Source organism: Brevundimonas diminuta, assembly GCF_022654015.1.
GTDB classification, from domain to species: Bacteria; Pseudomonadota; Alphaproteobacteria; order Caulobacterales; family Caulobacteraceae; genus Brevundimonas; species Brevundimonas diminuta_C.
On the sequence record NZ_CP073063.1, the window covers coordinates 1,200,034 to 1,222,592 of the forward strand.

Annotated in this window: 24 protein-coding genes and 2 riboswitches; of the genes, 14 read left to right on the forward strand and 10 right to left on the reverse strand. The window is 67.0% G+C overall.

Translation table 11 applies throughout. From position 1 onward, the window contains the following. Positions 1–116 precede the first annotated feature (116 nt). From KAK88_RS05830 to KAK88_RS05855, 6 genes are all read left to right on the forward strand, one after another. A complete protein-coding gene (locus tag KAK88_RS05830; RefSeq protein WP_242078261.1) occupies positions 117–1,307 on the forward strand; it encodes a deoxyguanosinetriphosphate triphosphohydrolase in 1,191 nt (396 codons plus the stop codon). A 76-nt stretch (positions 1,308–1,383) separates the two neighbouring features. Next, on the forward strand, positions 1,384–2,160 hold the full coding sequence (locus KAK88_RS05835; RefSeq protein WP_242078262.1) for an SPOR domain-containing protein: 777 nt from the start codon (positions 1,384–1,386) through the stop codon (positions 2,158–2,160). Then, the gene (gene nagZ, locus KAK88_RS05840; RefSeq protein WP_242078263.1) at positions 2,157–3,206 is read left to right on the forward strand and encodes a beta-N-acetylhexosaminidase; all 1,050 of its coding nucleotides are present in this window, start codon (positions 2,157–2,159) and stop codon (positions 3,204–3,206) included. The genes KAK88_RS05835 and nagZ overlap by 4 nt, the downstream gene beginning before the upstream one ends. 6 nt (positions 3,207–3,212) lie before the next feature. Continuing rightward, the gene (locus KAK88_RS05845) at positions 3,213–4,031 is read left to right on the forward strand and encodes a segregation and condensation protein A (protein ID WP_045810344.1); all 819 of its coding nucleotides are present in this window, start codon (positions 3,213–3,215) and stop codon (positions 4,029–4,031) included. Further along, on the forward strand, positions 4,028–4,699 hold the full coding sequence (scpB, locus tag KAK88_RS05850; RefSeq protein WP_045810343.1) for an SMC-Scp complex subunit ScpB: 672 nt from the start codon (positions 4,028–4,030) through the stop codon (positions 4,697–4,699). Before KAK88_RS05845 ends, scpB begins: the two co-directional genes overlap by 4 nt. A gap of 108 nt (positions 4,700–4,807) precedes the next feature. Next, positions 4,808–6,367 (forward strand): sensor histidine kinase, encoded by a 1,560-nt coding sequence (locus tag KAK88_RS05855; RefSeq protein ID WP_242078264.1) that lies wholly within the window; start codon positions 4,808–4,810, stop codon positions 6,365–6,367. Here the strand turns inward: KAK88_RS05855 and ispH are convergent. Next, complete coding sequence (gene ispH, locus KAK88_RS05860) at positions 6,364–7,335, reverse strand: 4-hydroxy-3-methylbut-2-enyl diphosphate reductase (RefSeq protein ID WP_242078265.1); 972 nt, start codon at positions 7,333–7,335, stop codon at positions 6,364–6,366. The genes KAK88_RS05855 and ispH overlap by 4 nt on opposite strands. 251 nt (positions 7,336–7,586) lie before the next feature. On the opposite strand from ispH, the gene KAK88_RS05865 reads away from it, so the two are divergent. The 5 genes from KAK88_RS05865 to KAK88_RS05885 all read left to right on the forward strand — a co-directional run bounded on the left by KAK88_RS05865 (position 7,587) and on the right by KAK88_RS05885 (position 10,177). Continuing rightward, positions 7,587–7,946 carry an AtpZ/AtpI family protein gene (locus tag KAK88_RS05865; RefSeq protein ID WP_017505296.1) on the forward strand — a complete coding sequence of 120 codons (360 nt, stop codon included), beginning with the start codon at positions 7,587–7,589 and terminating at the stop codon, positions 7,944–7,946. Between the two features lie 6 nt (positions 7,947–7,952). After that, positions 7,953–8,738 (forward strand): F0F1 ATP synthase subunit A, encoded by a 786-nt coding sequence (locus KAK88_RS05870; RefSeq protein WP_017505297.1) that lies wholly within the window; start codon positions 7,953–7,955, stop codon positions 8,736–8,738. A gap of 58 nt (positions 8,739–8,796) precedes the next feature. After that, positions 8,797–9,021, forward strand: coding sequence for a F0F1 ATP synthase subunit C (locus tag KAK88_RS05875; protein ID WP_017505298.1), 225 nt, complete (start codon positions 8,797–8,799; stop codon positions 9,019–9,021). 68 nt (positions 9,022–9,089) lie between these two features. Further along, positions 9,090–9,662, forward strand: coding sequence for a hypothetical protein (locus KAK88_RS05880; protein ID WP_084140311.1), 573 nt, complete (start codon positions 9,090–9,092; stop codon positions 9,660–9,662). Further along, positions 9,662–10,177 (forward strand): F0F1 ATP synthase subunit B, encoded by a 516-nt coding sequence (locus tag KAK88_RS05885; RefSeq protein WP_017505300.1) that lies wholly within the window; start codon positions 9,662–9,664, stop codon positions 10,175–10,177. The genes KAK88_RS05880 and KAK88_RS05885 overlap by 1 nt, the downstream gene beginning before the upstream one ends. A 76-nt stretch (positions 10,178–10,253) precedes the next feature. Here KAK88_RS05885 and KAK88_RS05890 read toward each other — a convergent pair whose 3' ends face one another. From KAK88_RS05890 to gcvT, 7 genes are all read right to left on the reverse strand, one after another. Next, positions 10,254–10,724: a DUF6789 family protein gene (locus tag KAK88_RS05890; protein WP_026108441.1), complete on the reverse strand. Its 471-nt coding sequence runs from the start codon at positions 10,722–10,724 to the stop codon at positions 10,254–10,256. A 132-nt stretch (positions 10,725–10,856) separates the two neighbouring features. After that, on the reverse strand, positions 10,857–11,261 hold the full coding sequence (locus tag KAK88_RS05895) for a PGPGW domain-containing protein (protein WP_242078266.1): 405 nt from the start codon (positions 11,259–11,261) through the stop codon (positions 10,857–10,859). Positions 11,262–11,472: 211 nt separating this feature from the next. Further along, positions 11,473–12,390 (reverse strand): SDR family oxidoreductase, encoded by a 918-nt coding sequence (locus KAK88_RS05900; protein ID WP_242078267.1) that lies wholly within the window; start codon positions 12,388–12,390, stop codon positions 11,473–11,475. 66 nt (positions 12,391–12,456) lie between these two features. Continuing rightward, positions 12,457–14,025 carry an aminomethyl-transferring glycine dehydrogenase subunit GcvPB gene (gcvPB, locus tag KAK88_RS05905; RefSeq protein ID WP_431307209.1) on the reverse strand — a complete coding sequence of 523 codons (1,569 nt, stop codon included), beginning with the start codon at positions 14,023–14,025 and terminating at the stop codon, positions 12,457–12,459. Between the two features lie 12 nt (positions 14,026–14,037). Further along, positions 14,038–15,384, reverse strand: coding sequence for an aminomethyl-transferring glycine dehydrogenase subunit GcvPA (gene gcvPA / locus KAK88_RS05910; protein ID WP_137721170.1), 1,347 nt, complete (start codon positions 15,382–15,384; stop codon positions 14,038–14,040). A 62-nt stretch (positions 15,385–15,446) separates the two neighbouring features. Next, the gene (gene gcvH, locus KAK88_RS05915) at positions 15,447–15,812 is read right to left on the reverse strand and encodes a glycine cleavage system protein GcvH (protein ID WP_185223822.1); all 366 of its coding nucleotides are present in this window, start codon (positions 15,810–15,812) and stop codon (positions 15,447–15,449) included. Between the two features lie 11 nt (positions 15,813–15,823). Further along, the gene (gene gcvT / locus KAK88_RS05920) at positions 15,824–16,936 is read right to left on the reverse strand and encodes a glycine cleavage system aminomethyltransferase GcvT (protein ID WP_242078268.1); all 1,113 of its coding nucleotides are present in this window, start codon (positions 16,934–16,936) and stop codon (positions 15,824–15,826) included. Between the two features lie 55 nt (positions 16,937–16,991). Then, positions 16,992–17,076: riboswitch (glycine riboswitch) on the reverse strand. 3 nt (positions 17,077–17,079) lie between these two features. Beyond that, positions 17,080–17,177: riboswitch (glycine riboswitch) on the reverse strand. A gap of 105 nt (positions 17,178–17,282) precedes the next feature. Here gcvT and KAK88_RS05925 point away from each other — a divergent pair. From KAK88_RS05925 to pncA, 3 genes are all read left to right on the forward strand, one after another. Beyond that, on the forward strand, positions 17,283–18,320 hold the full coding sequence (locus tag KAK88_RS05925; RefSeq protein ID WP_017505308.1) for an alpha/beta hydrolase: 1,038 nt from the start codon (positions 17,283–17,285) through the stop codon (positions 18,318–18,320). Between the two features lie 132 nt (positions 18,321–18,452). Beyond that, positions 18,453–19,418: a class 1 fructose-bisphosphatase gene (locus tag KAK88_RS05930; protein ID WP_242078269.1), complete on the forward strand. Its 966-nt coding sequence runs from the start codon at positions 18,453–18,455 to the stop codon at positions 19,416–19,418. Beyond that, positions 19,418–20,035: a bifunctional nicotinamidase/pyrazinamidase gene (gene pncA, locus KAK88_RS05935; RefSeq protein ID WP_242078270.1), complete on the forward strand. Its 618-nt coding sequence runs from the start codon at positions 19,418–19,420 to the stop codon at positions 20,033–20,035. Before KAK88_RS05930 ends, pncA begins: the two co-directional genes overlap by 1 nt. Before the next feature lie 7 nt (positions 20,036–20,042). Here pncA and KAK88_RS05940 read toward each other — a convergent pair whose 3' ends face one another. Together KAK88_RS05940 and KAK88_RS05945 are read right to left on the reverse strand one after the other, a co-directional pair. Further along, positions 20,043–21,353 (reverse strand): type VI secretion protein ImpB, encoded by a 1,311-nt coding sequence (locus tag KAK88_RS05940; protein ID WP_242078271.1) that lies wholly within the window; start codon positions 21,351–21,353, stop codon positions 20,043–20,045. Positions 21,354–21,545: 192 nt separating this feature from the next. Beyond that, positions 21,546–22,556, reverse strand: coding sequence for an adenosine deaminase (locus KAK88_RS05945; RefSeq protein WP_242078272.1), 1,011 nt, complete (start codon positions 22,554–22,556; stop codon positions 21,546–21,548). Positions 22,557–22,559 lie beyond the last annotated feature (3 nt).

A 22,559-nucleotide genomic window follows, 5' to 3' on the forward strand; every position in this document is an offset into this window, starting at 1 on the left:
GCGTGGCGACGGTGAAGGCGGGTGTGGATGGTTCTGTGGATTGGACGGTGCTCACGGCTGTCTATATGAGGCGGGCAGGGCCGTTCGCAAAGGGCCGCCGCTTTAAAGTTGATGACTTGAGCCAGACCGATCTCGCCACCTACGCCGAACGCGCCGACCTGACCCAGGGCCGCCGCGTTTTCGAGCCCGCCAGCCGCACGCGCACCGCCTTTGCGCGGGACCGTGACCGCATCATCCATGCGACTGCGTTCCGGCGGCTGAAGGAGAAGACCCAGGTCTTCGTGGCGCATGAGGGCGATCACTACCGCACCCGCCTGACCCATTCGCTGGAGGTGGCGCAGATCGCGCGGTCGCTGGCCCATGCGCTGAGGCTGGACGACGACCTGGCGGAAACCATCGCCCTTGCCCACGACCTGGGCCATCCGCCCTTCGCCCATGCCGGCGAGGACGAGCTGGTGGTGCAGATGCGCGATCATGGGGGGTTCGATCACAACGTTCAGAGCTTCCGCGTCGTGACCGAGCTGGAGAACCGCTATCCGCAATTCGATGGGCTGAACCTGAGCTGGGAGACGGTCGAGGGCGTCATCAAGCACAACGGCCCGGTGTCGCACCGGCTGGACGAGCCGGCCTGGTCGGTCGTGCGCCCCTATGCGGCCGGCGGCGAGGCGGGGTGGGACCTGCGGCTGGGGACGTTCGCCTCGCTGGAGGCCCAGTGCGCAGCCATCGCCGACGACATCGCCTATAACAATCACGACGTGGACGACGGGGTGCAGGCGGGTCTGATCACCCTGCGCGATCTGGATCAGGTGCCGCTGATCGGGCCCATGTTGGCCGAGGTGCGCCGCGAATATCCCGACATCGACGACCGGATGCTGCGCATCGAGGCGGTGCGGCGGATGATCGGCGTGATGGTCGAGGACGTGCTGGCCGAGACGGCGCGGCGGCTCGAGGAAGACCGGATCGTCACGACCGAGGACGTGCGGATGGCCAGGCGCACGATGGTGGATTTCTCGCACGCCATGCACGTCGATCTGGCGGTGCTGAGGAAGTTCCTGTTCGAGCGGATGTATCGCCACTACCGCGTCAACCGCACCCGCAGCCAGGCGCGGCGCGTGCTGTCGCAGCTGTTCGAACTGTTCATGGCCGAGCCGGAGGTGATGCCGCCGGAGTGGGGCGAACCGGCCATGACCCCGGACAAGACACAGCGGGCGCGCGCCGTGTGCGACTATATCGCCGGCATGACCGACCGTTACGCCATAGAAGTGCACCAGAAGCTGTTCAGCCTCGACCTCGCCCTCGATCTGTGATTCGAAAGATGCACGCGGGGGCGTAGAGTGATCGTTCGGCGCGCCGATTCGCGCCGACAGACGGCGGAGCGCGACCATGTCCTTTGAAGACGACAACAAACCCGGCCGGGGCGCCTATACGCCGCCGACCGACGACGACCTACCGTTCCGTCGCAACAGCTACGATCCGCGCAGCGGCCGCAATGTCGGCTCGGGCGGGGGCAAGGCGCCGCCGGTGACATTGATCATCAGCGCGGTGGTCCTGCTGCTGCTGATCGTAGCGGTGATCTTCTTCTATCGGTCCGGCATGCGCGCCTCGACCGACGCGCCGCCGGCCGTGGGTCAGCCGGTCGGCGAGATGAAGACCGCCGCGCCTATCGACGCCCAGCCGATCGATCCGGCCGAGGGCGTGCGCGTCTACCGCGACGAGACCGAGACCACCGATGCGCCCGTGACCTTCACCCCGCCGCCCGAGGCGCCCCAGCCGCGTCCGGCCGCGCCGCCGACCGCCGCACCGACCGGACAGGGCCTGCCGCCCGCCAATACGGCCACAACGGCCGCGCCTGCGCCGCGTCCGACGGCTCCCACTGCGCCCGTCGCTGCGCCGGCGACCAAGGCTCCGGCCGCGACCGGCGGATCGGCCTCGGTCCAGATCGGCGCCTTCTCCTCGACCGAGATCGCGGACCGGGAATACGCCGCCGTCGCCGGCCGCTTCGGCGCGTTCGCCTCGGGTGCCGAAAAGCGCGTGACCGAAGTGACCTCGTCCAGCGGATCGACCCTGTACCGCACAGCCTTCTCGGGCCTGTCGCGCGAACGGGCGGTAGCCTTCTGCAACGCGCTGAAGGCAGCGGGCCGGGACTGCATCGTCCGGTGACGTCCGCCGCCATCTATGGCTGCCTGGGACATCGGTTGACGGAGGCTGAAAAGGCCTTCTTCGCCGAGGTCCGACCCTGGGGCTTCATCCTGTTCCGGCGCAATATCGACACGCCGGAACAGGTGCGGGCCCTGACCGACGAACTGCGGGCGTCCATAGGCGATCCCGAGGCGCCGATCCTGATCGACCAGGAAGGCGGTCGGGTCCAGCGGATGGGGCCGCCCCACTGGCCCAAATATCCGCCGGGTAACGCCTATCTGAAGGCGACGAACGAGTTGGCGCAGGCGCGTGAGCTGACGCGGCTGGGCGCGCGCCTGATGGCGCACGATCTGCGCGAGGTCGGGGTGACCGTCGACCTGCTGCCGGTGCTGGACGTGCCGGTTCCCGGCGCCCACGACATCATCGGCGACCGCGCCTATGGCGTCGATCCCGAGACGGTCGCTGTGCTGGGCCGCGCGGCGGCGGAAGGCCTGCTGGCGGGCGGGGTTCTGCCCTGCATCAAGCACATGCCGGGCCATGGCCGGGCCTTTGCGGACACGCACAAGGATCTGCCGACGGTTCACGCCGATCTGGACACGCTGGACGCCTGGGACTTTGCGCCGTTCAAGGCCCTGTCGGACATGCCGATCGGCATGACGGCGCACATCGTCTTCACCGCGATCGATCAAAAACACCCGGCGACGCAGTCGAAGAAGGCCATTCGCCTGATCCGCGAGCGGTTGGGATTCGGCGGCCTGCTGCTGTCCGACGATCTGGTGATGAACGCCCTTTCGGGCTCGCTGACCCAGCGCGCGCACAAGGCGCTGAAGGCAGGGTGCGATCTCGTCGTGCACTGGAACGGCGACATGGACGAAATGCGCCAGGTCGCCGAGGGCGTCGGGCCGCTGAAGGGCGGGGCGCGCCGCCGGGCGGACGCCGCGCTGGCCCGGATCGTGCGCACGCCCGAACCGCTGGATCCCGTCGCGGGGCACGATCGCTTCTTCAAGGCCATGCGCGGTCGGATGGACGCCGCCAAGGGGCCGGACGTGGGTGAGGCGCAGGCCTAAGGACCTATGACGGAGTCTTTCCAGCCAAACCTGGATTTCAACGCCGAGGAGGTCGAGGAGCGCGAGGCCTTCGTCGTCGATCTGGAAGGCTATGAGGGACCGCTGCACGTTCTGCTGGCCTTGGCGCGAAACCAGAAGGTCGATCTGCTGAAGCTGTCGATCACCCAGTTGGCGGAACAGTATCTGGCCTTCGTGCACGAGGCGCGCAGGCGCAACTTCGCCCTGGCGGCGGACTATCTGGTGATGGCGTCGTGGCTGGCCTATCTGAAGTCGCGCCTGCTGCTGCCGCGCACCGACAAGGGCAAGGCCGAAGAGCCGCCGGCCGAAGAGATGGCCGCCGCCCTGGCGTTCCGGCTGCAGAAGCTGGAGGCGATGCGCAAGGCCGTCGAGCAGCTGATGGCCCGGCCCCAGCTGAAGCGCGACGTCTTCACGCGCGGCGATCCCGAAGCGACGGTGATCGTGCCGTCGGACCGGATCGACGCCAGCCTGTACGAACTGATGAGCGCCTATGTGGTGCAGCGTCGGCGCGAAGAGGCCCGGCGCTACGCCCCCGGCCAGCGGGTCGAGGCCTTTCCGCTGGAAGCCGCGCGCGACTGGCTGCGCGAGATCATGCCCAAGCTGGCCGACTGGACGCCGCTGGAACAGGTGGCGCCCCATCGTGAGGACGAAGAGGGGCCCAGTCAGGCCAGCTTTACCGCCTCGACCCTGTCGGCCAGTCTGGAGCTGGTGAAGGAGGGGGCGATGGACATTCGGCAGAGCGAAGCGTTTGCGGACCTGTATCTGAAGCGGCGTGGACCGGGCCAGCCGCTGGAGTTGACGCCGTGAGCGACCTGTCGTTCCAGCCCGACGAGGCCGAGATCGAACGGCGGGTCGAGGCCCTGCTGTTCGCCGCCGCCGGGCCGTTGACGGCGGCCGAGATCGCCGCGCGCCTGCCCGAGAACTGCAATGTCGCCCGCGCCATATCGGGTCTGCGCGCCCGCTATGAGGGGCGGGGGGTCGAGCTGGAGTGCGTCGCCGACCGCTGGCGGTTCCGCACGGCGCCGGACCTGGCCTTCATGATGACGCAGGAGCGCGAGGAGCCGCGCCGTCTGTCCAAGGCCGCGTTGGAGACGCTGGCGATCATCGCCTATCACCAGCCCGTCACCCGGGCCGAGATCGAGAGCGTGCGCGGCGTCAGCATCTCCAAGGGCACGCTGGATCTGTTGTTGGAGATGGGGTTCGTGCGGCTGCGCGGACGCAGGCGCACGCCGGGACGGCCCGTCACCTATGCGACCACCGACCGGTTCCTGGAGCATTTCGGCCTGGCGACCCTGTACGACCTGCCGGGCGTGCAGGAGATGAAGGCGGCGGGCCTGCTCGATCTGTCGCTGCCGGTCGGGTTCGAGGTGCCGGATCCCAGCCGCGCGTCGGAGGCCGATGACGAGGACGGCACATTGCCGCTGGAAGACGAGGCGCCCGAGTTTGCGCAGGACTTCGTCGGCGAACGAAGCTGACCCAGCGTGATGTTCACGCCGTCTTAGTCTGCGCGCCGTAAGCCAGACCGTATGAGTGGCGTGACATCGAAGACGGGTTGGCGGGCGTGGAGCACGTTCAGGATCGCAATGATCCTGATGCTGTCGTCCATCGTCGGAATGGCCGGGGTTCTGGCCATCGTCAGCCGCGGCATCGACGCCCACCAGGCCAGCAAGGAAGAAGGTCTGGTGCGCCTACGTCTGACGCGCGCGCTGGAGACCATTGGCGAAAACCTGACCACCGCCTCGGTCTGGGACGAGGCCGTCGATCGGATGACGGCGGGCGATGTGGCCTGGTACGACCGCAACTTCGGCGCCTTCTACGCCGCCCAGCACAAGCATCAGTTCACCCTCGGCTATGACGGGACCGGGCGGCTGTTTCGCATCAGCACACTGGGCCGACCGGCCGAGGCGCAGATCGGCGAGCCATTCGGCCAGGCGGCCCGTCCGCTGATCGATGCGCTCAGGGCCCAGGCCGCCGGGCGCGATCGATCGGTCACGGCGGATGCCGGGGTGCGTCTGAAGGCGGCGTTCGTTCGCGTCGGCGACGACGTCTATGTGCTGGGGGCCTCGACCGTGGTGAGGCATACGGCGGGCGGATTGACGCCGTCATCCGATCCGCTGGTCGCGTCGTTCAAACCCTTCGCCGGCGAGCTCGATCTGCTGCGAACGCGACTGGCGCTGGACCACATTCACTTCCAGCCCGGCGATGCGGAGCCTCCCAAGGGCATGATCGGCGTCGATGTCCGCGATGTCGGCGGCGCCCTGTTGGGCCGAGTTGTCTGGGCGCCGGAAAAGCCCGGCTATCAGATTTTGACCAAGGCCGGGCCGCTGCTGCTGCTGCTGTTCATCGTGCTGCTGATCGGCACCGGGTCGCTGCTGTGGAACACGACGGCGGACGTGCGGCGCCTCAAGGCCTCCGAGGTCGCCCTGTCGGCGGCGCTGGAGCGGGCCGAGGCGGCGAACCGGGCCAAGACGCGGTTTCTGTCCAACGTCAGTCACGAACTGCGCACGCCCCTGAACGGCGTTCTGGGCATGGCCGAGATCATCGGGGCCGATCTGGTGACGCCGCAGCAGCGCGAGCGGCTGGAAATCCTGAAGGCGTCGGGGCGTCAGCAACTGAGGCTGGTCGAGGAGTTGCTTGACGTGGTGCGGCTGCGCGACGGGGCGGTGGCGCTGGAGACCCGGCCGTTCCGGCCTGACAACCTGTTGCGGCGGGTCGCCAACGACTTCCGGGGCGCGGCCGAGGCCAAGGGGCTGAAGATTTCGGTCGAGGCGGCCGAGGGCGAATGGCTGGGCGACCCGGTCCATGTCGAAAAGCTGATGGCGGCGCTGACGGACAACGCGGTGCGGTTCACGCGCACCGGCGGGGTAATGCTGCGCGCTGTTGCAGGGGCGGGTGCGGGCGCGGGCCTGGCGTTGGAGGTCGAGGACACGGGGCCGGGCATGGAGCCGGCGGAGGCCGCGCGCCTGTTTGAGGCCTTCACCCAGGGCGATGAAAGCGCGACGCGCACCGCCGAAGGGCTGGGACTGGGATTGACGGCGGCGCACGGTCTGGCGGCCCTGATGGGCGGCAAGATCGAGATCGTCACCGCGCCCGGCGCTGGCAGCACCTTCCGCGTCGTCCTGCCGTTGAAAGCGGTCGCCTAGGCCGTCAGCAGGCGCGGCAGTTTGAAGGTGACGGTCTCGCGCGCGCCGTCGTCTTCGGTCACGGTGGCGTCAAAGCGCGCACGGATGGCGTCGACCAGGGCCTCGATCAGCGGCTCGGGCGCCGAGGCGCCGGCGGTGACGCCGACGGTGTTCACGCCGTCGAACCAGGACCAGTCCACCTGGGACGCATCGTCCACCAGATAGGCGGCCGGGGCGCCGGCGCGCATCGCGACCTCGACCAGGCGCACCGAATTGGACGAGTTCTTGGATCCGACGACCAGCACCAGGTCGCAGCCCTCGCCCAGCGCCTTGACGGCGTCCTGGCGATTGGTCGTGGCGTAGCAGATGTCTTCCTTGTGCGGATCGGGCAGTTCGGGGAAGCGGCGCTTCAGCACCTTCAGGATGCCCGCCGTGTCGTCCACCGACAGGGTGGTCTGGGTGGCATAAGCCAGGGGCGCGTCGCCGGGGCGTTCGAACGATTCGGCGTCGGCCTCGGTCTCGACCAGGGTGATGGCGCCGGGCGGCAACTGGCCCAGGGTGCCGACGACCTCGGGGTGGCCTGCGTGGCCGATCAGGATGATGTGGCGGCCGGCCGCGTGATGACGCTCAGCTTCGACGTGCACCTTGGACACCAGGGGGCAGGTCGCGTCCAGGAAGACCAGTTCGCGCGCCCGCGCCGTCGCCGGCACGGACTTGGGCACCCCGTGGGCCGAGAAGACGACCGGCCGGTCGTCGGGGCATTCATCCAGTTCCTTGACGAAGACGGCGCCCATGGCCTTCAGCCGCTCGACCACATGTTTGTTGTGGACGATCTCGTGGCGCACATAGACGGGGGCGCCGAACTTTTCGATCGCGCGCTCGACGATCTGGATCGCGCGATCGACCCCGGCGCAAAAGCCCCGCGGGGTGGCCAACCGCACCGAAAGCGGGCGAAGCGGAGCGTTGGGGACAGAAACATGCGCATTCATGGCGGCGAACCTAGTCGTTTGCGGCGCTGACCGCCATCGGAGCCGAAGGGCGGATGCGACGGATTCTGTCGCCCGCAGCAGCGGCGCATCGTCACGGCGGGCGGCTGCGAATAGAAAGACGATATTGTACAATGCCTTAGCGCATGATCACGACGCCTTGACCTGTAGGCCGCTCACGATTAGTTTCCGCGCCGAATTCAGACCCGTCCGGACGCACCGTCTGGACGCCGAACGCACAGGTCCTATCCCCCATGTCGGAATCGCGCGAAGAGGCGATCAAACGCCTCCAAGACAGCGCATCCGCATTGGAGGCGCGGACCACGGCGGAGAAATCCGCCGAACTGACCGGCCATCAGGTGTCGGGTCAGGCCTACAAGATCATCGCCGAGTTGCTCGGCGGCGTCTTCGTGGGACTGGCGTTCGGAGCGATCGCAGACTGGGCCCTCGGGACCCGTCCGTGGGGTTTGATCGGCGGGGTCCTTCTGGGCTTCGCCTTGTCGATTTACATGGCGCGTCGCACAGCCAACCGGCTGATGGCGCAGGCCAAGGCGCAAGGGACGACGGCTCCGGCCGAGCCCTACGTCGAGGCCGACGAAGACGGGGAACGATAGGGCTTCATGGCCGATCCGATTCATCAGTTTGCGATTCAGAAGGTCGTCGACCTTGGCGACGTCACCCTGCCTGTGCTGGGGACGGTCGATCTGGCGATCACCAACTCGCACATCGCCATGACGGTCGCCTTCGTGCTGATCGTCGGCTTCCTGGCCGCCGTGACCGCGAACGCCCAGGTCGTGCCCGGCCGGCTGCAAGCCGCCGGCGAGGGCCTGTTCGGCTTGATCGACAATCTAGCCGATTCCATCATCGGTCACGAAGGCCGCAAGTATTTCCCGTTCATCTTCACCCTGTTCATCCTGATCCTGGGCATGAACATTCTGGGTCTGTTCCTGACCTTCACGGCGACCTCGCAGCTGGCCATCACCGCCACCTTCGCTCTGATCACCTTCGGTCTGGTGCTGGTCGTCGGCTTCGCCAAGAACGGCCTGGGCTTCTTCAAACTGTTCTGGCCGATGGGCGCGCCGCTGGCGCTGCGCCCGGTGGTCGGCCTGATCGAGTTCGTGTCCTTCCTGCTTCGCCCGGTCACCCTGGCGCTGCGTCTGTTCGGCAACATGCTGGGCGGTCACGTCGCGCTGAAGATCTTCGCCGGCTTCGTCGTGTCGCTGGGTCTCCTGGGCCTGGGCGGCGGCATCGGTCTGCTGGCCTTCCCGGTTGCGGCCCTGTCGCTGGGCATGGTCGTCGCCCTGACCGCTCTGGAGTTCCTGGTGGCCTTCCTCCAGGCCTTCGTCTTCGCCGTTCTGGCCTGCATCTATCTGAACGATGTGGTCAACCTGGACCACGCCCACTAAAGGGCCGGACCAGTCTCTTCACCCCAACCACCAACGACTTTAATCTAGGAATACAATCATGGACGCTGAAGCCGCGAAGTACATCGGCGCTGGTCTCGCCACCCTGGGCATGATCGGTTCTGCCCTGGGCGTGGGCAACATCTTCGGCAACTTCCTTGCCGGCGCCCTGCGCAACCCGTCGGCCGCCGCCGGCCAAGTCGGCAACCTGTTCGTCGGCGCCGCTCTGGCCGAAGCCCTGGGCATCCTGGCCTTCGTGCTCGGCATCCTGATGATCTTCGGCTGATATCAGTCGATCACGGCGCGCGGGGTTCGCCCGCGCGCCGCTTCATCTGATCCTGCAGTAGACGGTTCATGGCCAGCACCCACACCATCGACGCGGTCCCGCCTTCGGTCGAAGCGGACCTGCACGCCGAGACGGCGACCCCCGCCGAGCACGGCTCGGGCGGCCTGCCGCAATTCCAGTTCGAACACTGGGCGGGCCAGATCGGCTATCTGCTGATCCTGTTCGTCATCCTGTACGTTCTGGTTTCCAAGGTCTTCGCGCCACGCCTTCGCAAGGTGATGGACGAACGGGCCGACACCATTTCCACCGCCGTTGCGACCGCACGCCAGGTTCAGGCCGAAGCCGCCGAACAGGCCGCCCAGGCTCAGGCCGAAGTCGCCAAGGCTCGCGCTGACGCCCGCGCCACGGCCGAGGCCGCCAAGGCCCGCGTGACTGAAGAAGCGAACGCCCGTCAGGCCGCCGAAGAAGCCGTGGTCAACGCCCGCATCGCCGAGGCGGAAGCCTCGATCGGCAAGACCCGCGACGCCGCCATGGCCAATGTCTCCACCATCGCCTCCGACACGACCGCCGCCATGGTCGAACGTCTGACCGGCAAGGCCGCGACCGCCGCCGAGTTGGCCGCCGTCAAGGGAGCCGCCTGATGAACCTGATCTTCGAACACGGCATCTGGAGCTTCGCCAATGCGGAGATCTGGGTCGGCATCGGCCTGATCATCTTCTTCGGCATCCTGATCGCCGCCGGCGTGCCCAAGATGGCAGGCAAGGCGCTGGACGCCAAGGCCGTCAAGATTCAGGCCGATCTGGACGAGGCCGCACGCCTGCGCGCCGAAGCCGAAGCCCTGCTGGCCCAGATCCGCAAGGAGAAGGCCGAGGCTGAAGCCCAGGCCGCGGAGATGATGGCTCAGGCCGAGGCCGACGCCCGCCGTCTGGAAGTCGAGACCAAGGCCAAGCTGGAAGAAACCTTGGCCCGTCGTCAGAAGATGGCCGAAACCCGCATCGCCCAAGCCGAAGCCCAGGCCTCGGCCGAGGTGAAGGCCGCCGCCGCCGATCTGGCCGCCAAGTCGGCGGAACAGGTTCTGGCCGCACGCCTCGCCAGCGGCGCCAAGGATCCGCTGCTCGACAGCGCCATCGCCCAGATCGGCGATCGCCTGAACTGATCAGGGCTGATCCTGAATGAAACAAGGCCCCCGACGTCGCCGTCGGGGGCCTTTTTCTTGAGCGATCAAGCCGTGATCAGTGCGCGTGGGCGCCGCCGATGATGGTCGCGCCCATCCGCTTGTCGCGCGCCACCAGCCGAGCATAGACGTTGCCCAGCACGATGCCGAAGACCGCGTGGGTGATCAGCAGCCAGGCGAAGGTGCCGAAGCCTGCGCCGGCCGTGAAGGTGCGGTAGTTGCCGAACATCACGATGGCCGCCATCATCAGGATCCAGGCGCCGACGGCGAAGACGATGCCCTTGGTCTCGGGCGTGTCCGTCGGCAGGCGGGGACACAGGACGGCGAACAAGGGCCCCAGGATAAACACGCCGCTGATGACATGGACGACCCAGCCGACGGCCAGATTGCCGGGCATTCCGAGCATACTGGCGATGACCCCCTGGAAGGGATCGAACCAGTTCAGGAACATATTGGGTATTTCGAGCAGTGAGACAGCCACGGTCGCCGCAACGCCGGCGATCAGACCTTTTTGTACGCGTGACATCATGACCTTAGCGCCTCCCAACGCCTAAGTGGTTCTCTGATAACGCGCACACAGGATACGCCTGACTTGGGAGAGCGGTGTTCACGATCCTGTGGTTAGCGGTTGCAGCAACGCAACCGCGAGATCAAACGCCAACTAGCGGAATAGTTTGCGGAAATATCTGCGAACGTTCTTGCGGCCGCGCGACAGGCGGCGGCCGGAGCGTTTGGTCACGATCTTTTCGGCGCGCAGGGCCTGTTGCCAGAAGACCGGCGCGAACTCCGGCTTCTTTCGCATCAGGCGACGAAAGGGATAGACCCATTTCGGCCGGGCATATTGGGCGCGAATGAACTGGCGCTTGGCCCAGAACGAGCTTTTCAGGATCAGCATCAGGCCGACGGCGATGACGGGAATGCCGCCCGGGCCGGGCAGGGGGGCGATCAGAATGCCCAGCAGCACGACGAACAGACCGCCGACCATCAGCGCCCAGCGTTTGACGACCCGCAGCGTGGAGGCGCGCGGCTTGTCAGAGCGGACGAGGGGAACGGGAAGTGAGGTCACGAATACGCCAGATGGGGAGGGGGATCGTCATGACAACGGTCGCCACGGACGCGCGATCCCTCGTCGGGAAAGGAAAAGGCGACCGTGACGACCTTGCCACAAGACACCTTAACGCCCTGCGTCCATGGCGGATGGATGTCCGGCGGGTGAAGCTTTGGTCATGAAGGGACGATCTCGACGCGCCGTGGCGCGGCGGACACGTCTCGCGCCGTCAGCCGTAGGCGACCCCCGTCAGACGCTCTGATTCCGTCCAGAGACGCCTGGCCACGTCTGCGTCCCTGGCCTGGCGCTTGATCACCGCAACGCCGGGCGGCCCCTTCATCTCCTGAAAACCCGTGGGGCCGTAATAGCCGCCGGGCGTCGGGTCCGGCAGGGTCGCGGCCATCAGGATCGGCAGGGCGCCGTTGGCGGCCGAATGGCTGAGCACGGCCTCCAGCAGCCGGGCGCCGCGCGCGAACAGGCCGGGCTTGCCGGCATGGCCGTTGGCGATCAGGTCGGTGCGGGCGAAGCCGGGATGAGCCGCCACGCTGGTTAGGCCCCAGCCGTGGGCGTCGCTGCGGCGCTGAAGCTCCAGGGCGAACATCAGCATGGCCAGCTTGGATTGCTGATAGACCGGCCACGGGCTGTAGTGGCTTTGATAGTTCAGGTCTTCCAGGCGGATATGGCCACTGCGGTGGGCGACGCTGGACAGCTGGACCACGCGGGCCTTTGCCCTAATCAGCAACGGCAGCAGGCGGCCGACCAGGGCGAAGTGGGACAGGTAGTTGGTCCCGAACTGCATCTCGAACCCGTCGACGGTCGTCTGGCGCGTCGGCAGGGCCATGACACCCGCATTGTCGATCAGGATGTCGATGGGGCGTCCCGTCGCCAGATACCGCTCGGCGAAGGCCTGGACGGAGGCCAGGCTGGCGAGGTCCAGCAGATCGAACCGCACGGCGGCGTTCGGATGACGAAACCGGATCAGCCGTTCGGCCTCGGTCCCCTTGTCGGGACTGCGGGCCGCCAACACGACTTCCGCGCCCTTGCCAGCCAGCACAATGGCGGTTTCCAGCCCCAGCCCGCCGGTCGCGCCGGTGACGATGGCCAGTCGGCCGGAAAGGTCGGGGATGTCGTTCGTCGTCCAGGTCATGGCCATGACCTAGCGATGGATCCGCCCCACGTCAGCCCCTTCCCGCAGGAAGGGGCGACTTCGGGATCAGGCCGCCTTGTTGGAGCCTTCCGGCGCGGTCCAGCGCAGGACCGGCGAGCGGGCGGCGCGGGTTTCGTCCAGGCGCTTCAGCGGCGCGTGGAAGGGCGCGCCCTTGAAGCGATCGACGTCGCCGGCCTTGGCGGCCCCGGCCAGGGCGCGCATCGCCTCGATGAAGCGATCCAGCTCGGCCTTGGACTCGGTTTCCGTCGGCTCGATCAGCATGGCGCCGTGGACGACCAGCGGGAAATACATGGTCATCGGGTGGAAGCCTTCGTCGATCATCGCCTTGGCGAAGTCGAGCGTGGTGATGTCCGTGCCCTTCAGCCATTCGTCGTCGAACAGGGCCTCGTGCATGCAGGGGCCGTCGGGGAAGGCGGCCGACATCAAGTCACCGAGCCGGGCCTTGATGTAGTTGGCGTTCAGGACGGCGTCCTCGGCGACCTGACGCAGGCCGTCGGCGCCGTGCGACATCATGTAGGACAGGGCGCGGGTGTACATGCCCATCTGGCCCTGGAAGGCGCACAGACGACCGAAGGCTTGCTCGGCCTCATCCTCCTCGCGCTCGATCAGGCGATAGTCGCCTTCGTCATGCACAACCCAGGGGGCCGGGGCGAAGGGGGCCAGGGCTTCGGACAGCACCACCGGACCCGCGCCCGGACCGCCGCCGCCGTGGGGCGTCGAGAAGGTCTTGTGCAGGTTGATGTGCATGGCGTCGACGCCCAGGTCGCCCGGACGAACGCGGCCGACGATGGCGTTGAAGTTGGCGCCGTCGCAATAGAAATAGGCCCCGGCCTCATGCGTCAGGCGGCTGATCTCCAGGATGTCCCGCTCGAACAGGCCGCAGGTGTTCGGGTTGGTCACCATGATGGCGGCGACGTCGTCACCCAGCTTGGATGCCAGGTCGGCCACGTCCACGCGGCCGTCCTCGGTCTGGGCCACTTCGACCACCGAATAGCCGACGAAGGCGGCGGTCGCCGGGTTGGTGCCGTGGGCGCTGGTGGGCACCAGAACCTTGCGGCGCTTCTCATGCTGGCCCGAAGCCTCGTGCGCGGCGCGGATCGCCATCAGGCCGCACAGTTCGCCGTGGGCGCCGGCCTTGGGCGACAGCGCGACGGCGGGCATGCCGGTCAGGGTCTTCAGCCAATGGGCCAGGGTGTCCATCAGTTCGAGCGCGCCCTGAACGGTCGAGATCGGCTGCAGCGGGTGGATGTCCGAGAAGCCGGGCAGGCGGGCCATCTTTTCGTTCAGGCGCGGGTTGTGCTTCATCGTGCACGACCCCAGCGGATAGATGGCCAGGTCGATGGCGTGGTTCTTCTGGCTCAGGCGCACATAGTGGCGCATGGTTTCCGGCTCGGACAGGCCGGGCAGGCCGATCGGATCCTTGCGGACCAGGTCGCCCAGATCGGAGCCGTCCGTCTTGGGGTCCGGCAGATCGACGCCGGTCTTGCCCCAGCCGTCGCCCTCGAAGATCAGAGCCTCGTTCTGCAACAGGCCGCGGCCGCCAGTCAGGGTGGCGGGCTTGGTCTGGACCTGGTTCGGGGCGGTCGGGCGGCCGACGGTGTTCATGGTGCTCATAGTCAGTATCCCTTACGCGCCGAGGACTTTGGAGAGCGACTTGGCGAGGATCTGGATGTCTGCATCCAGCGTCGTCTCGGTCGCAGCGACCAGCAGGACGTCGTCCATGCCGGCGTCAGGGGCCAGGCGGCTGTAGGGCACGCCGGCCAGGACGTGATGGGCGGCCAGCGTATCCACGACCTCGGCTGCATTTTTCGGCAGGCGCACCGCAAACTCGTTGAAGAAGCGATCGGTCAGGATTTCCACGCCCGGAATGGCGGCCAGGGCGTCGCGCGTGGCGACGGCCTTTTCGTGGTTGAGCAGGGCCAATTTGCGCAGGCCCGTCTCGCCCAGCAGGCTCATGTGGATGGTGAAGGCCAGGGTGCACAGGCCCGAGTTGGTGCAGATGTTAGACGTCGCCTTGTCGCGGCGGATGTGCTGCTCCCGGGTCGACAGGGTCAGGACGAAGCCGCGCTCGCCGTCGGCGTCCACCGTTTCGCCGGTCAGACGGCCGGGCATCTGGCGGATCAGCTTCTCGCGCGTGGCGAACAGGCCGACATAGGGACCGCCGAAGTTCAAGGCGTTGCCGATCGACTGCCCCTCGGCCGCGACGATGTCGGCGCCCATCTCGCCGGGCGACTTCAGAAGGCCCATCGACACGGCCTCGGTGACCACGACGATCAGCAGGGCGCCGGCGGCGTGGGCGGCCTCGGCGATCTTGGTCACGTCGGTGGCCGTGCCGAAGACGTTGGGCGTCTGCACGACGACGCAGGCGGTGTCGGGACCGATCTGGTCGATCACGGCGGCCTCGGCGTCCACGGCGGCGGGCAGAGCCAGGGTCTCGACGCCGACGGCGTGAACCACGGTCTCGGTCGCCTTGATGTAGTGCGGGTGCACGCCGCCCGAGATCACCGCCTTGTTGCGACGGGTCACGCGGGTCGCCATCAGCACGCCCTCGGCCATGGCGGTCGAACCGTCGTACAGGCTGGCGTTGGCGACCGGCATTCCCGTCAGGTTCGCGACCTGGGTCTGGAACTCGTACAGGTACTGCAGAGTCCCTTGCGCGATTTCAGGCTGGTAGGGGGTGTAGCTGGTCAGGAATTCCGAGCGCTGGATCACGTGGTCCACCGTCGCCGGGACATGGTGCTTGTAGGCGCCTGCGCCGCAGAAGAAGGGCACGGCGCCGGCCGTGGCGTTCTTGGCCGCCATGGCGGACAGGGCGCGCTCGACCTCCAGCTCGCCTGCGACGCGCGGCAGATCGACGGGGCCGTCCAGACGGGCGGCCTGGGGCACGTCCACGAACAAATCATCGATGGATTTCGCGCCGATGGCGGCGAGCATCGCCGTGCGGTCGTCGGGCGTCAGGGGGAGGTAACGCATGGTCGTGTCCTGGGCCGTGAAAGGCCGAAGACCCGCTGACTAATCAGCGGGTCCGATGGGGCTTAGAGGGTGGCGAGGAAGGCGTCGTAGGCGGACTGGTCCATCAGGGCGTCCAGTTGCGAGGCGTCCGAGACCTTGATCTTGGCGAACCAACCGTCGGCCTCGGCGCCCGAGTTGACGGTTTCCGGGGCGGTCGACAGGGCGTCGTTGGCCTCGACCACTTCGCCCGACACGGGGGCGTAGACGTCCGACGCCGCCTTCACGCTCTCGACCACGGCGAAGCTGTCGCCCTTGGAGACGGTCTTGCCGACTTCAGGCACTTCGACGAACACCACGTCGCCCAGGGCGTCGGCGGCGTGTTTGGAGATGCCGACGGTGGCGATGTCGCCGTCAAGGCTGACCCACTCGTGATCCTTGGTGAACTTCATGGTCTGATCTCTCAGGCTTTGGGTTTGCGGTAATAGCGTTGGGCCACGAAGGGCATGGCGACGACTTCGGCGGCGGCGGTCTTGCCCCGCACGATGACCTTCAGCGCCGTGCCCAGTGCGGCATGGGCCGGCGGGACGTAGCCCATGGCGATGTTCTTGCCCAAGGTCGGGGAGGGGCCGCCCGAGGTGACCTTGCCGATCACGTTACCGTCGGCGTCGGCGATTTCGGCGCCTTCACGGGCCGGGGCGCCTTCCTTGACGATCAGCCCGACGCGAACTCGCGAGGGGCCGTCGGCCAGTTCCTTCAGGATGCGCTCGGCGCCGGCGAAGTCCGCGCGTTCCTTGCGTGACTTGGACAGGGCGAAGGTCAGGGCGCCTTCCACCGGCGAGGTGGTCGGGTCGATGTCGTGGCCGTGCAGCGGCAGGCCCGCTTCCAGACGCAAGCTGTCGCGGGCGCCCAGGCCGATCGGCTTGACGCGAGCGTCTTCCAGAATGGTGTTCCAGATGCGCTCGGCCTGATCTGCCGGGACCGAAATCTCATAGCCGTCCTCGCCGGTGTAGCCCGAGCGCGAGACGTAGCAGTCGGCGCCGAACAGCATCAGACGGGCGCATTCCATGAAGCCCATTTCGGCCAGGATAGGCTCGTGCGCGGCCATGACCTCGGCGGCTTCCGGCCCCTGGATGGCGATCAGCGCGCGGTCCAGCACCGTCAGCTTGGCGTCGCCTTCGAGGTTGGCTTCCCAGAAGGCGAAGTCCTCGTCCTTGTTGCCGGCGTTGACGACGACGAACAGGCCGTCGTGATCCGGCCGTCCGGCCATCAGGTCGTCGATGACGCCGCCTTCGCCGTTCAGCAGCAGCGAATACTTCTGTTTGCCGGCCTTCAGGATCGCATAGTCGCCGGGCACGAAACGCTCGAACTGGGCGGTCGCGTCCTCGCCGGTGATCTTGCACTGGCCCATGTGGGAGACGTCGAACAGACCGGCGTGTTCCCGCGTCCAGCGGTGCTCGGCCAGAACGCCTTCGTACTGGACCGGCATGTCATAGCCGCCGAAGCCCACCATGCGGGCGCCCAGCGCGCGGTGCGCGGCGTTCAGGGGCGTGGTCTTCAGGGTCTGGTCGGTCATGGTTCAGGCTTTCACGGTCGCGTGTTGTGGCGGAGCTCCGCCGTCCTCGCGCCCCCGCTGTCCTGAAGCCTGAGAGATTCCGGCGACCAAATCATGTCGCCTTGCTCCGTCGGCGCGCCCGAATGGGCGACTTTCCAGCGTCCGTATGCTTCGCGGTCCGTTTGCCTGAGCGTTTCCGGGGCGGTTGCGCCTTCGGCGTCGAACCCTGTTTCCAGCGCCCGATCTCTCCCGCGAGAGCCTGCGACCTAAGGCATCGACTCAAGCGCCAAGTCAAGCGGGCCGGGAACAAGGATGCGTGCGGCGGGTTGTCGTTCCGAACCCCGAAACCAAACCTAGGAATGCGAAAATGTCCATTATAGACAAGCTGTTCGGCGACAACGACAAGCCGCGCGATACGCCTGCCAAGGCCGATGGCCCGATGCAGAAGGTTCTGGACGAACTGGCGTCCCTCGGCGGCAAGCCGATCGAGACCCTGTCGCCAGAGGAGGCCCGCCAGCAACCGACCCCGACCGATGCGGTGAAATCGCTGTTGCGTAAGGACGGCAAGGACCCCAGCGACGACATGGGCGTAAAGACCAGCGACATCACCATTCCCGGCGCCGCCGGCCCGATCCAGGCGCGCATCTACAAGCCGCACGACCATTCCGAAGACAAGCTGCACCCGGTCGTCGTCTATTTCCACGGCGGCGGCTTCGTGATCGCCGATCTGGACGTCTATGACGGCGGCCCGCGCGGCGTGTCCAAGATGGCCGATGTGATCGTGGTCTCGGTCCATTATCGCCAGGCCCCGGAACATCATTTCCCCGCCGCCCACGACGACGCCCTGGCGGCTTACCGCTGGGTGCTGGAGAATGCGCAGACCTTCCGCGGCGACCCGCAGAAGGTGGCCGTGATGGGCGAAAGCGCAGGCGGCAACCTGGCCATCGGCGTGTCGATGATGGCGCGCGACGCCGGACTGCCGGCGCCCAAACATCAGGTGCTGGTCTACCCGGTCGCCGGCGTGGACATGGACAATGAGTCCTACGTCGAGAACGCCGACGCCAAGCCGCTGAACAAGCCGATGATGAAGTGGTTCGTGAAGCACATCTTCGCCAACGAGGCCGATGCGCAGGACCCGCGCATCAATATCGTCGAGAAGGCGAACCTGTCGGGCTTGCCCTCGACGACTGTGATCTGCGCCGAGATCGATCCGCTGCGCACCGAAGGCGAACTTCTGGCCGAAAAGCTGGAGCAGGCGGGCGTCGACGTGCGTCACAAGACTTTCCACGGCTCGACGCACGAGTTCTTCGGCATGGCGGCGGTCGTGCCGGATGCGGCGGCGGCCCAGACCTTCGCCGCCCACGAACTGAAGCGGGCGTTCGGTACGGCGATCCTGCCGATCTGATCAACGACGCCGAAGGATAAGGAAGCGCCCCGGTTTTCGCCGGGGCGTTTTCGTTGTCGCTTCGCCCTGCCGCCTTGCCCTGGGGCCTGTCCCCCGCCAAAACGGCGCAACGCCCAGAACCGGACCGACCGCATGACCCGCACACGCCTTGACGCCCATATCGCCGCCCTGGATGCGCCCGATGGGCTGAAGACGGTTCTGACCGTGGTCGCCGCCACCTGCGCGGACATCAGCAAGGTCGTCGCGGGCGGGGCCCTGGCCGGGGCGCTGGGCGCATCGGGACAGATCAATGTGCAGGACGAGGAGCAGAAGAAGCTCGACGTCATGACCAACGACATGCTGACCGAGGCCCTGCTGGCCAGCCCGGCCGTCGCCGGGGTCGCGTCGGAAGAGATGGACGACGTCCAGCCGGCCTCGAACCCGGCCGGCGACTATCTGGTGCTGTTCGACCCGCTGGACGGTTCGTCCAACATCGACATCAACGCCCCCGTCGGCACCATCGTCTCAGTGTTGAAGTCCGCGACCGCGACCCCGACCGAGGCTGATTTCATGCAGCCGGGCCGCAATCAGGTCGCCGCCCTCTACGCCGTCTATGGGCCGCAGACCATGCTGGTGCTGACGACGGGCGCGGGCGTAAAGGGGTTCACCCTGTCGAACGACGGCGACTGGATCCTGACGCACGACGACATCGCCATTTCGCCGGACACCAAGGAGTTCGCCATCAACATGTCGAACCTGCGCCACTGGGCCGAGCCGGTGCAGACCTATGTCGGCGACCTGCTGAAGGGCGATGAGGGGCCTCGGGCCAAGAACTTCAACATGCGCTGGGTCGCGGCCATGGTGGCGGATGTTCACCGCATCCTGATGCGTGGCGGGGTCTTCCTCTATCCCTGGGACCGGCGCGAGCCGAACAAGCCGGGCAAGTTGCGGCTGATGTACGAAGGCAATCCGATGGCCTTCCTGGTCGAGCAGGCGGGCGGCAAGGCGACGACGGATGGTCGTCAGGCCATTCTGGACGTGCAGCCCGAGCATCTGCACCAGCGCATCCCCGTCGCGCTCGGTTCGGCCAACGAGATTGACGCCTACGCAGGCGTGTGATGGGCGACGCCCTTCTGGTCATCGATCCGCAGAACGACTTCTGCGAAGGCGGCCGTCTGGCGGTGGCGGGCGGTGCGGGGATCATGCCGCTGATCAACCGCCTGTCGGCCCGGTTCGACCGGGTGATCGTGACCCAGGACTGGCATACGCCGGATCAGATCAGCTTCGCCTCCAACCACCACGGCGCGGCGCCCTTCACCGAGATCGAGGTGGCCTACGGTCGCCAGATGCTGTGGCCGGATCATTGTCTTCAGGGCACGCCTGGCGCCGACTTTCATCCTGATGCAGCGCCGACGGTCGACAAGGCCATGGCCGTGATCCGCAAGGGCTATAATCCGGCGGTCGACAGCTATTCCGGCTTCTTCGAAAATGATCACCGCACCCCGACGGGCTTGGCCGGCCTGTTGCGCGAACTGGGCGTGACGCGCGTCTTCCTGTGCGGTCTGGCCTTCGACTACTGCGTCCGCTTCACCGCCGAGGACGCGGTTCGCGAGGGGTTCGAAGCCGTGGTGATCGCCGACGCCAGTCGGGCCATCGCGCCGCAAACCGAGGCGGCTCGGGACAGTTTCCGGGCCTTGGGCGTGGCGGAGATCGCGGCGGCGTCCCTGCTGAGCTAGGTGGGCCTCACTCCCAGAAATCCTCGGCCTCGGGGATGCGGGTGAAGGCGATCTTGGCGCCGATATAGTCGGGCAGGCCGGCCTTGGGGCCGATGCTGACGGTGTCCTTGCCATAGCGGCGGTTCAGCGCGTCCAGCGCCTGGGACAGGCGCAGGGACGGGGCCTCGCCGTCCTGATCCGGGCCGGCGGCGAACAGGTCGGTCTCGAAGGCGTCGCGTGATTTCAGGCCGTGCACCCCGACCCCGACATAGCTCAGGCGTCCCGCCTCCAGCTCCGGCTCGACCTTGCGCCACAGACTGTCGAGCGCGGCCAGAAGGGCGAAGGTGTCCTGCGTCGGCGCGATGGGACAACTCATCGCCGCCGTTTCCCAACCGCGTCGACCACTTCGGGGCGTCGCCTTCGGCCCCATGTCCAGATGCAGGGTCAGGCTGGCGCCGGTCAGGCCCATGCGGCGCAGACGCGCCCCGCACTTGACCACCAGCCGCCGCGCCACGGCGCGCGCCTTGTCCGGGGTCCGCATGGCCTGGGCAAGGACGTGGCTGTGGCTGATCGAGGCGGGCGGTTTCTCCGGCGTCGGTTCGCTGTCCAGACCGTGCAGGCCGCGCCAGATGCGTTCGCCCTCGATGCTGTTCCAGATCGCACGGGCCTGTTTCGCGCTCATGTTCCAAAGGCCGGCCGTGTCGGTGACGCCCGCCGCCTGCAACCGGATCTGCATGCGGGAGCCGATGCCCGGATATTTCGACAGCGGCAGGTCCAGCAAGGGACCGGGCAACTCGTTGGCGCGCAGCACCGTCAGCCCGGCGGGCTTCTGCATGCCGCAGGCGGTCTTGGCCAGGAACCGCGACGGGGCCAGCCCGACGGACGACCGCAGACAGTCGCCGACGTTTTGCAGGATGCCCGCCTGAATCCGCCGGGCCAGGGCGACGGCGTTCGCCTCCAGCCGTTCTGAACCGAGCAGTTCGCACGAGCATTCGTCGATTGATCCGACTTTCCACACCCGCACATGGCGGTCGATCTCGGCCATGATCTGCTGATGGATTTTGACGTAGAGGTCGGGGCGCGCTTCGGCGACGATCAGATCGGGGCACAGTTTGCGCGCCTCGGACACCCGCATCCCGGTATGAACGCCCCAGGCCTTGCTCTCATAGCTGGCGGCGATGGCGCCGGTGTATTCGCTCTCGGCCGGCCGCACGATGACCGGCTTGCCCTGCCAGGCCGGATTCATCTGCTGTTCGACGCTGGCGAAGAAGGCGTTCAGATCGACGAACAGCCAGCGGAGGTTCGCGCTGTCTTCAGCCTTGGTGCCAGCCTGGTCCATCGACGGAACATATCAGGAACATCTGGTTCGAGGAAGCGATCACCTGTCCCTTTCGTCATTCCGGGCGCAGCGTAGCGAAGACCCGGAACCCAGGGCCGCATCCTCTCTGCACGATACAGCTGAGGCCGGATGTGAGCCTCCTGGGTTCCGGGTTCGTCCTTCGGACGCCCCGGAATGACGAGAAGGGAGGGTTCAGCGCTTCGCGTAGGCCTCGACCTCAGCCACGAACGCCGCCTTCTCCGCTTCGCCCAGGAACGAGCCTTCGAAACTGTTCTTGGCCAGTTGCGTCACCTGATCGCGTGTCAGGCCGACGGCCTCGGCCAGCCGGCTGTAGTTGTCGTTCACATATCCCCCGAAATAGGACGGGTCGTCCGAGTTCAGGGTGACGTGCAGGCCCCGGCGCAGCATCTCGGGGACGGGATGGTGCTTCAGGTCATCGACCACGCACAGCTTCAGATTCGACAGAGGGCAGACGGTCAGGGTCATCTGCTCGGCGGCCAGCCGCTGCACCAGCGCCTCGTCCTCCATCGAGCGATTGCCGTGGTCCATCCGGTCGATATTCAGAAGGTCCAGCGCCTCATGGACATAGGCGGGCGGGCCTTCCTCGCCCGCGTGGGCGCACAGTTTCAGGCCCAGCTCACGCGCGGCGGCGAAGACGCGCTGGAACTTGGACGGCGGATGACCGACCTCCGACGAATCCAGACCCACCCCGATGAAATGATGCAGATAGGGTTTGGCGGCCTCCAGCGTCGCAAACGCCTCGTCCTCGGTCAGGTGGCGCAGGAAGCTGAGGATCAGGCCGCTGCTCACGCCCAGCTCCGCCCTGGCCCGGTCCATGCCCGCGATCAGCCCCTCGACCACCACGCCGAACGGCACGCCCCGATCGGTATGGGTCTGGGGATCGAAGAAGATTTCGGCGTGGCGCACATTATCCGCCGCCGCGCGCTGGAAATAGGCGAAGGCCAGATCCTCGAAATCCTGCCGCGTCAGCAGGACAGCTGCCCCCGCGTAATAGATGTCCAGGAAGTCCTGCAGGTTCGAGAAATCATAGGCCGCCCTGACCGCCTCGACGCTGTCGTAGGGAATGGACACGCCGTTGCGCTGCGCCAGTTCGAACATCAGCTCGGGCTCCAGCGAGCCCTCGATATGCAGGTGCAGTTCAGCCTTGGGCAGGCCGGCGATATAGGCGTCGAGATTAGACATGAG

Bases quoted from the DNA above. Each gene is read 5' to 3' on its own strand.
- gcvPA (WP_137721170.1), bottom strand. From the start codon at position 15,384: ATGCGTTACCTCCCCCTGACGCCCGACGACCGCACGGCGATGCTCGCC.
- KAK88_RS05900 (WP_242078267.1), bottom strand. From the start codon at position 12,390: ATGACCTGGACGACGAACGACATCCCCGACCTTTCCGGCCGACTGGCC.
- KAK88_RS05885 (WP_017505300.1), top strand. From the start codon at position 9,662: ATGAACCTGATCTTCGAACACGGCATCTGGAGCTTCGCCAATGCGGAG.
- KAK88_RS05890 (WP_026108441.1), bottom strand. From the start codon at position 10,724: ATGATGTCACGCGTACAAAAAGGTCTGATCGCCGGCGTTGCGGCGACC.
- KAK88_RS05945 (WP_242078272.1), bottom strand. From the start codon at position 22,556: ATGTCTAATCTCGACGCCTATATCGCCGGCCTGCCCAAGGCTGAACTG.
- KAK88_RS05875 (WP_017505298.1), top strand. From the start codon at position 8,797: ATGGACGCTGAAGCCGCGAAGTACATCGGCGCTGGTCTCGCCACCCTG.
- gcvH (WP_185223822.1), bottom strand. From the start codon at position 15,812: ATGAAGTTCACCAAGGATCACGAGTGGGTCAGCCTTGACGGCGACATC.
- KAK88_RS05865 (WP_017505296.1), top strand. From the start codon at position 7,587: ATGTCGGAATCGCGCGAAGAGGCGATCAAACGCCTCCAAGACAGCGCA.
- KAK88_RS05855 (WP_242078264.1), top strand. From the start codon at position 4,808: ATGATCCTGATGCTGTCGTCCATCGTCGGAATGGCCGGGGTTCTGGCC.
- gcvT (WP_242078268.1), bottom strand. From the start codon at position 16,936: ATGACCGACCAGACCCTGAAGACCACGCCCCTGAACGCCGCGCACCGC.
- KAK88_RS05845 (WP_045810344.1), top strand. From the start codon at position 3,213: ATGACGGAGTCTTTCCAGCCAAACCTGGATTTCAACGCCGAGGAGGTC.
- gcvPB (WP_431307209.1), bottom strand. From the start codon at position 14,025: ATGAGCACCATGAACACCGTCGGCCGCCCGACCGCCCCGAACCAGGTC.
- KAK88_RS05930 (WP_242078269.1), top strand. From the start codon at position 18,453: ATGACCCGCACACGCCTTGACGCCCATATCGCCGCCCTGGATGCGCCC.
- KAK88_RS05925 (WP_017505308.1), top strand. From the start codon at position 17,283: ATGTCCATTATAGACAAGCTGTTCGGCGACAACGACAAGCCGCGCGAT.
- pncA (WP_242078270.1), top strand. From the start codon at position 19,418: ATGGGCGACGCCCTTCTGGTCATCGATCCGCAGAACGACTTCTGCGAA.
- KAK88_RS05940 (WP_242078271.1), bottom strand. From the start codon at position 21,353: ATGGACCAGGCTGGCACCAAGGCTGAAGACAGCGCGAACCTCCGCTGG.
- KAK88_RS05880 (WP_084140311.1), top strand. From the start codon at position 9,090: ATGGCCAGCACCCACACCATCGACGCGGTCCCGCCTTCGGTCGAAGCG.
- KAK88_RS05870 (WP_017505297.1), top strand. From the start codon at position 7,953: ATGGCCGATCCGATTCATCAGTTTGCGATTCAGAAGGTCGTCGACCTT.
- ispH (WP_242078265.1), bottom strand. From the start codon at position 7,335: ATGAATGCGCATGTTTCTGTCCCCAACGCTCCGCTTCGCCCGCTTTCG.
- KAK88_RS05835 (WP_242078262.1), top strand. From the start codon at position 1,384: ATGTCCTTTGAAGACGACAACAAACCCGGCCGGGGCGCCTATACGCCG.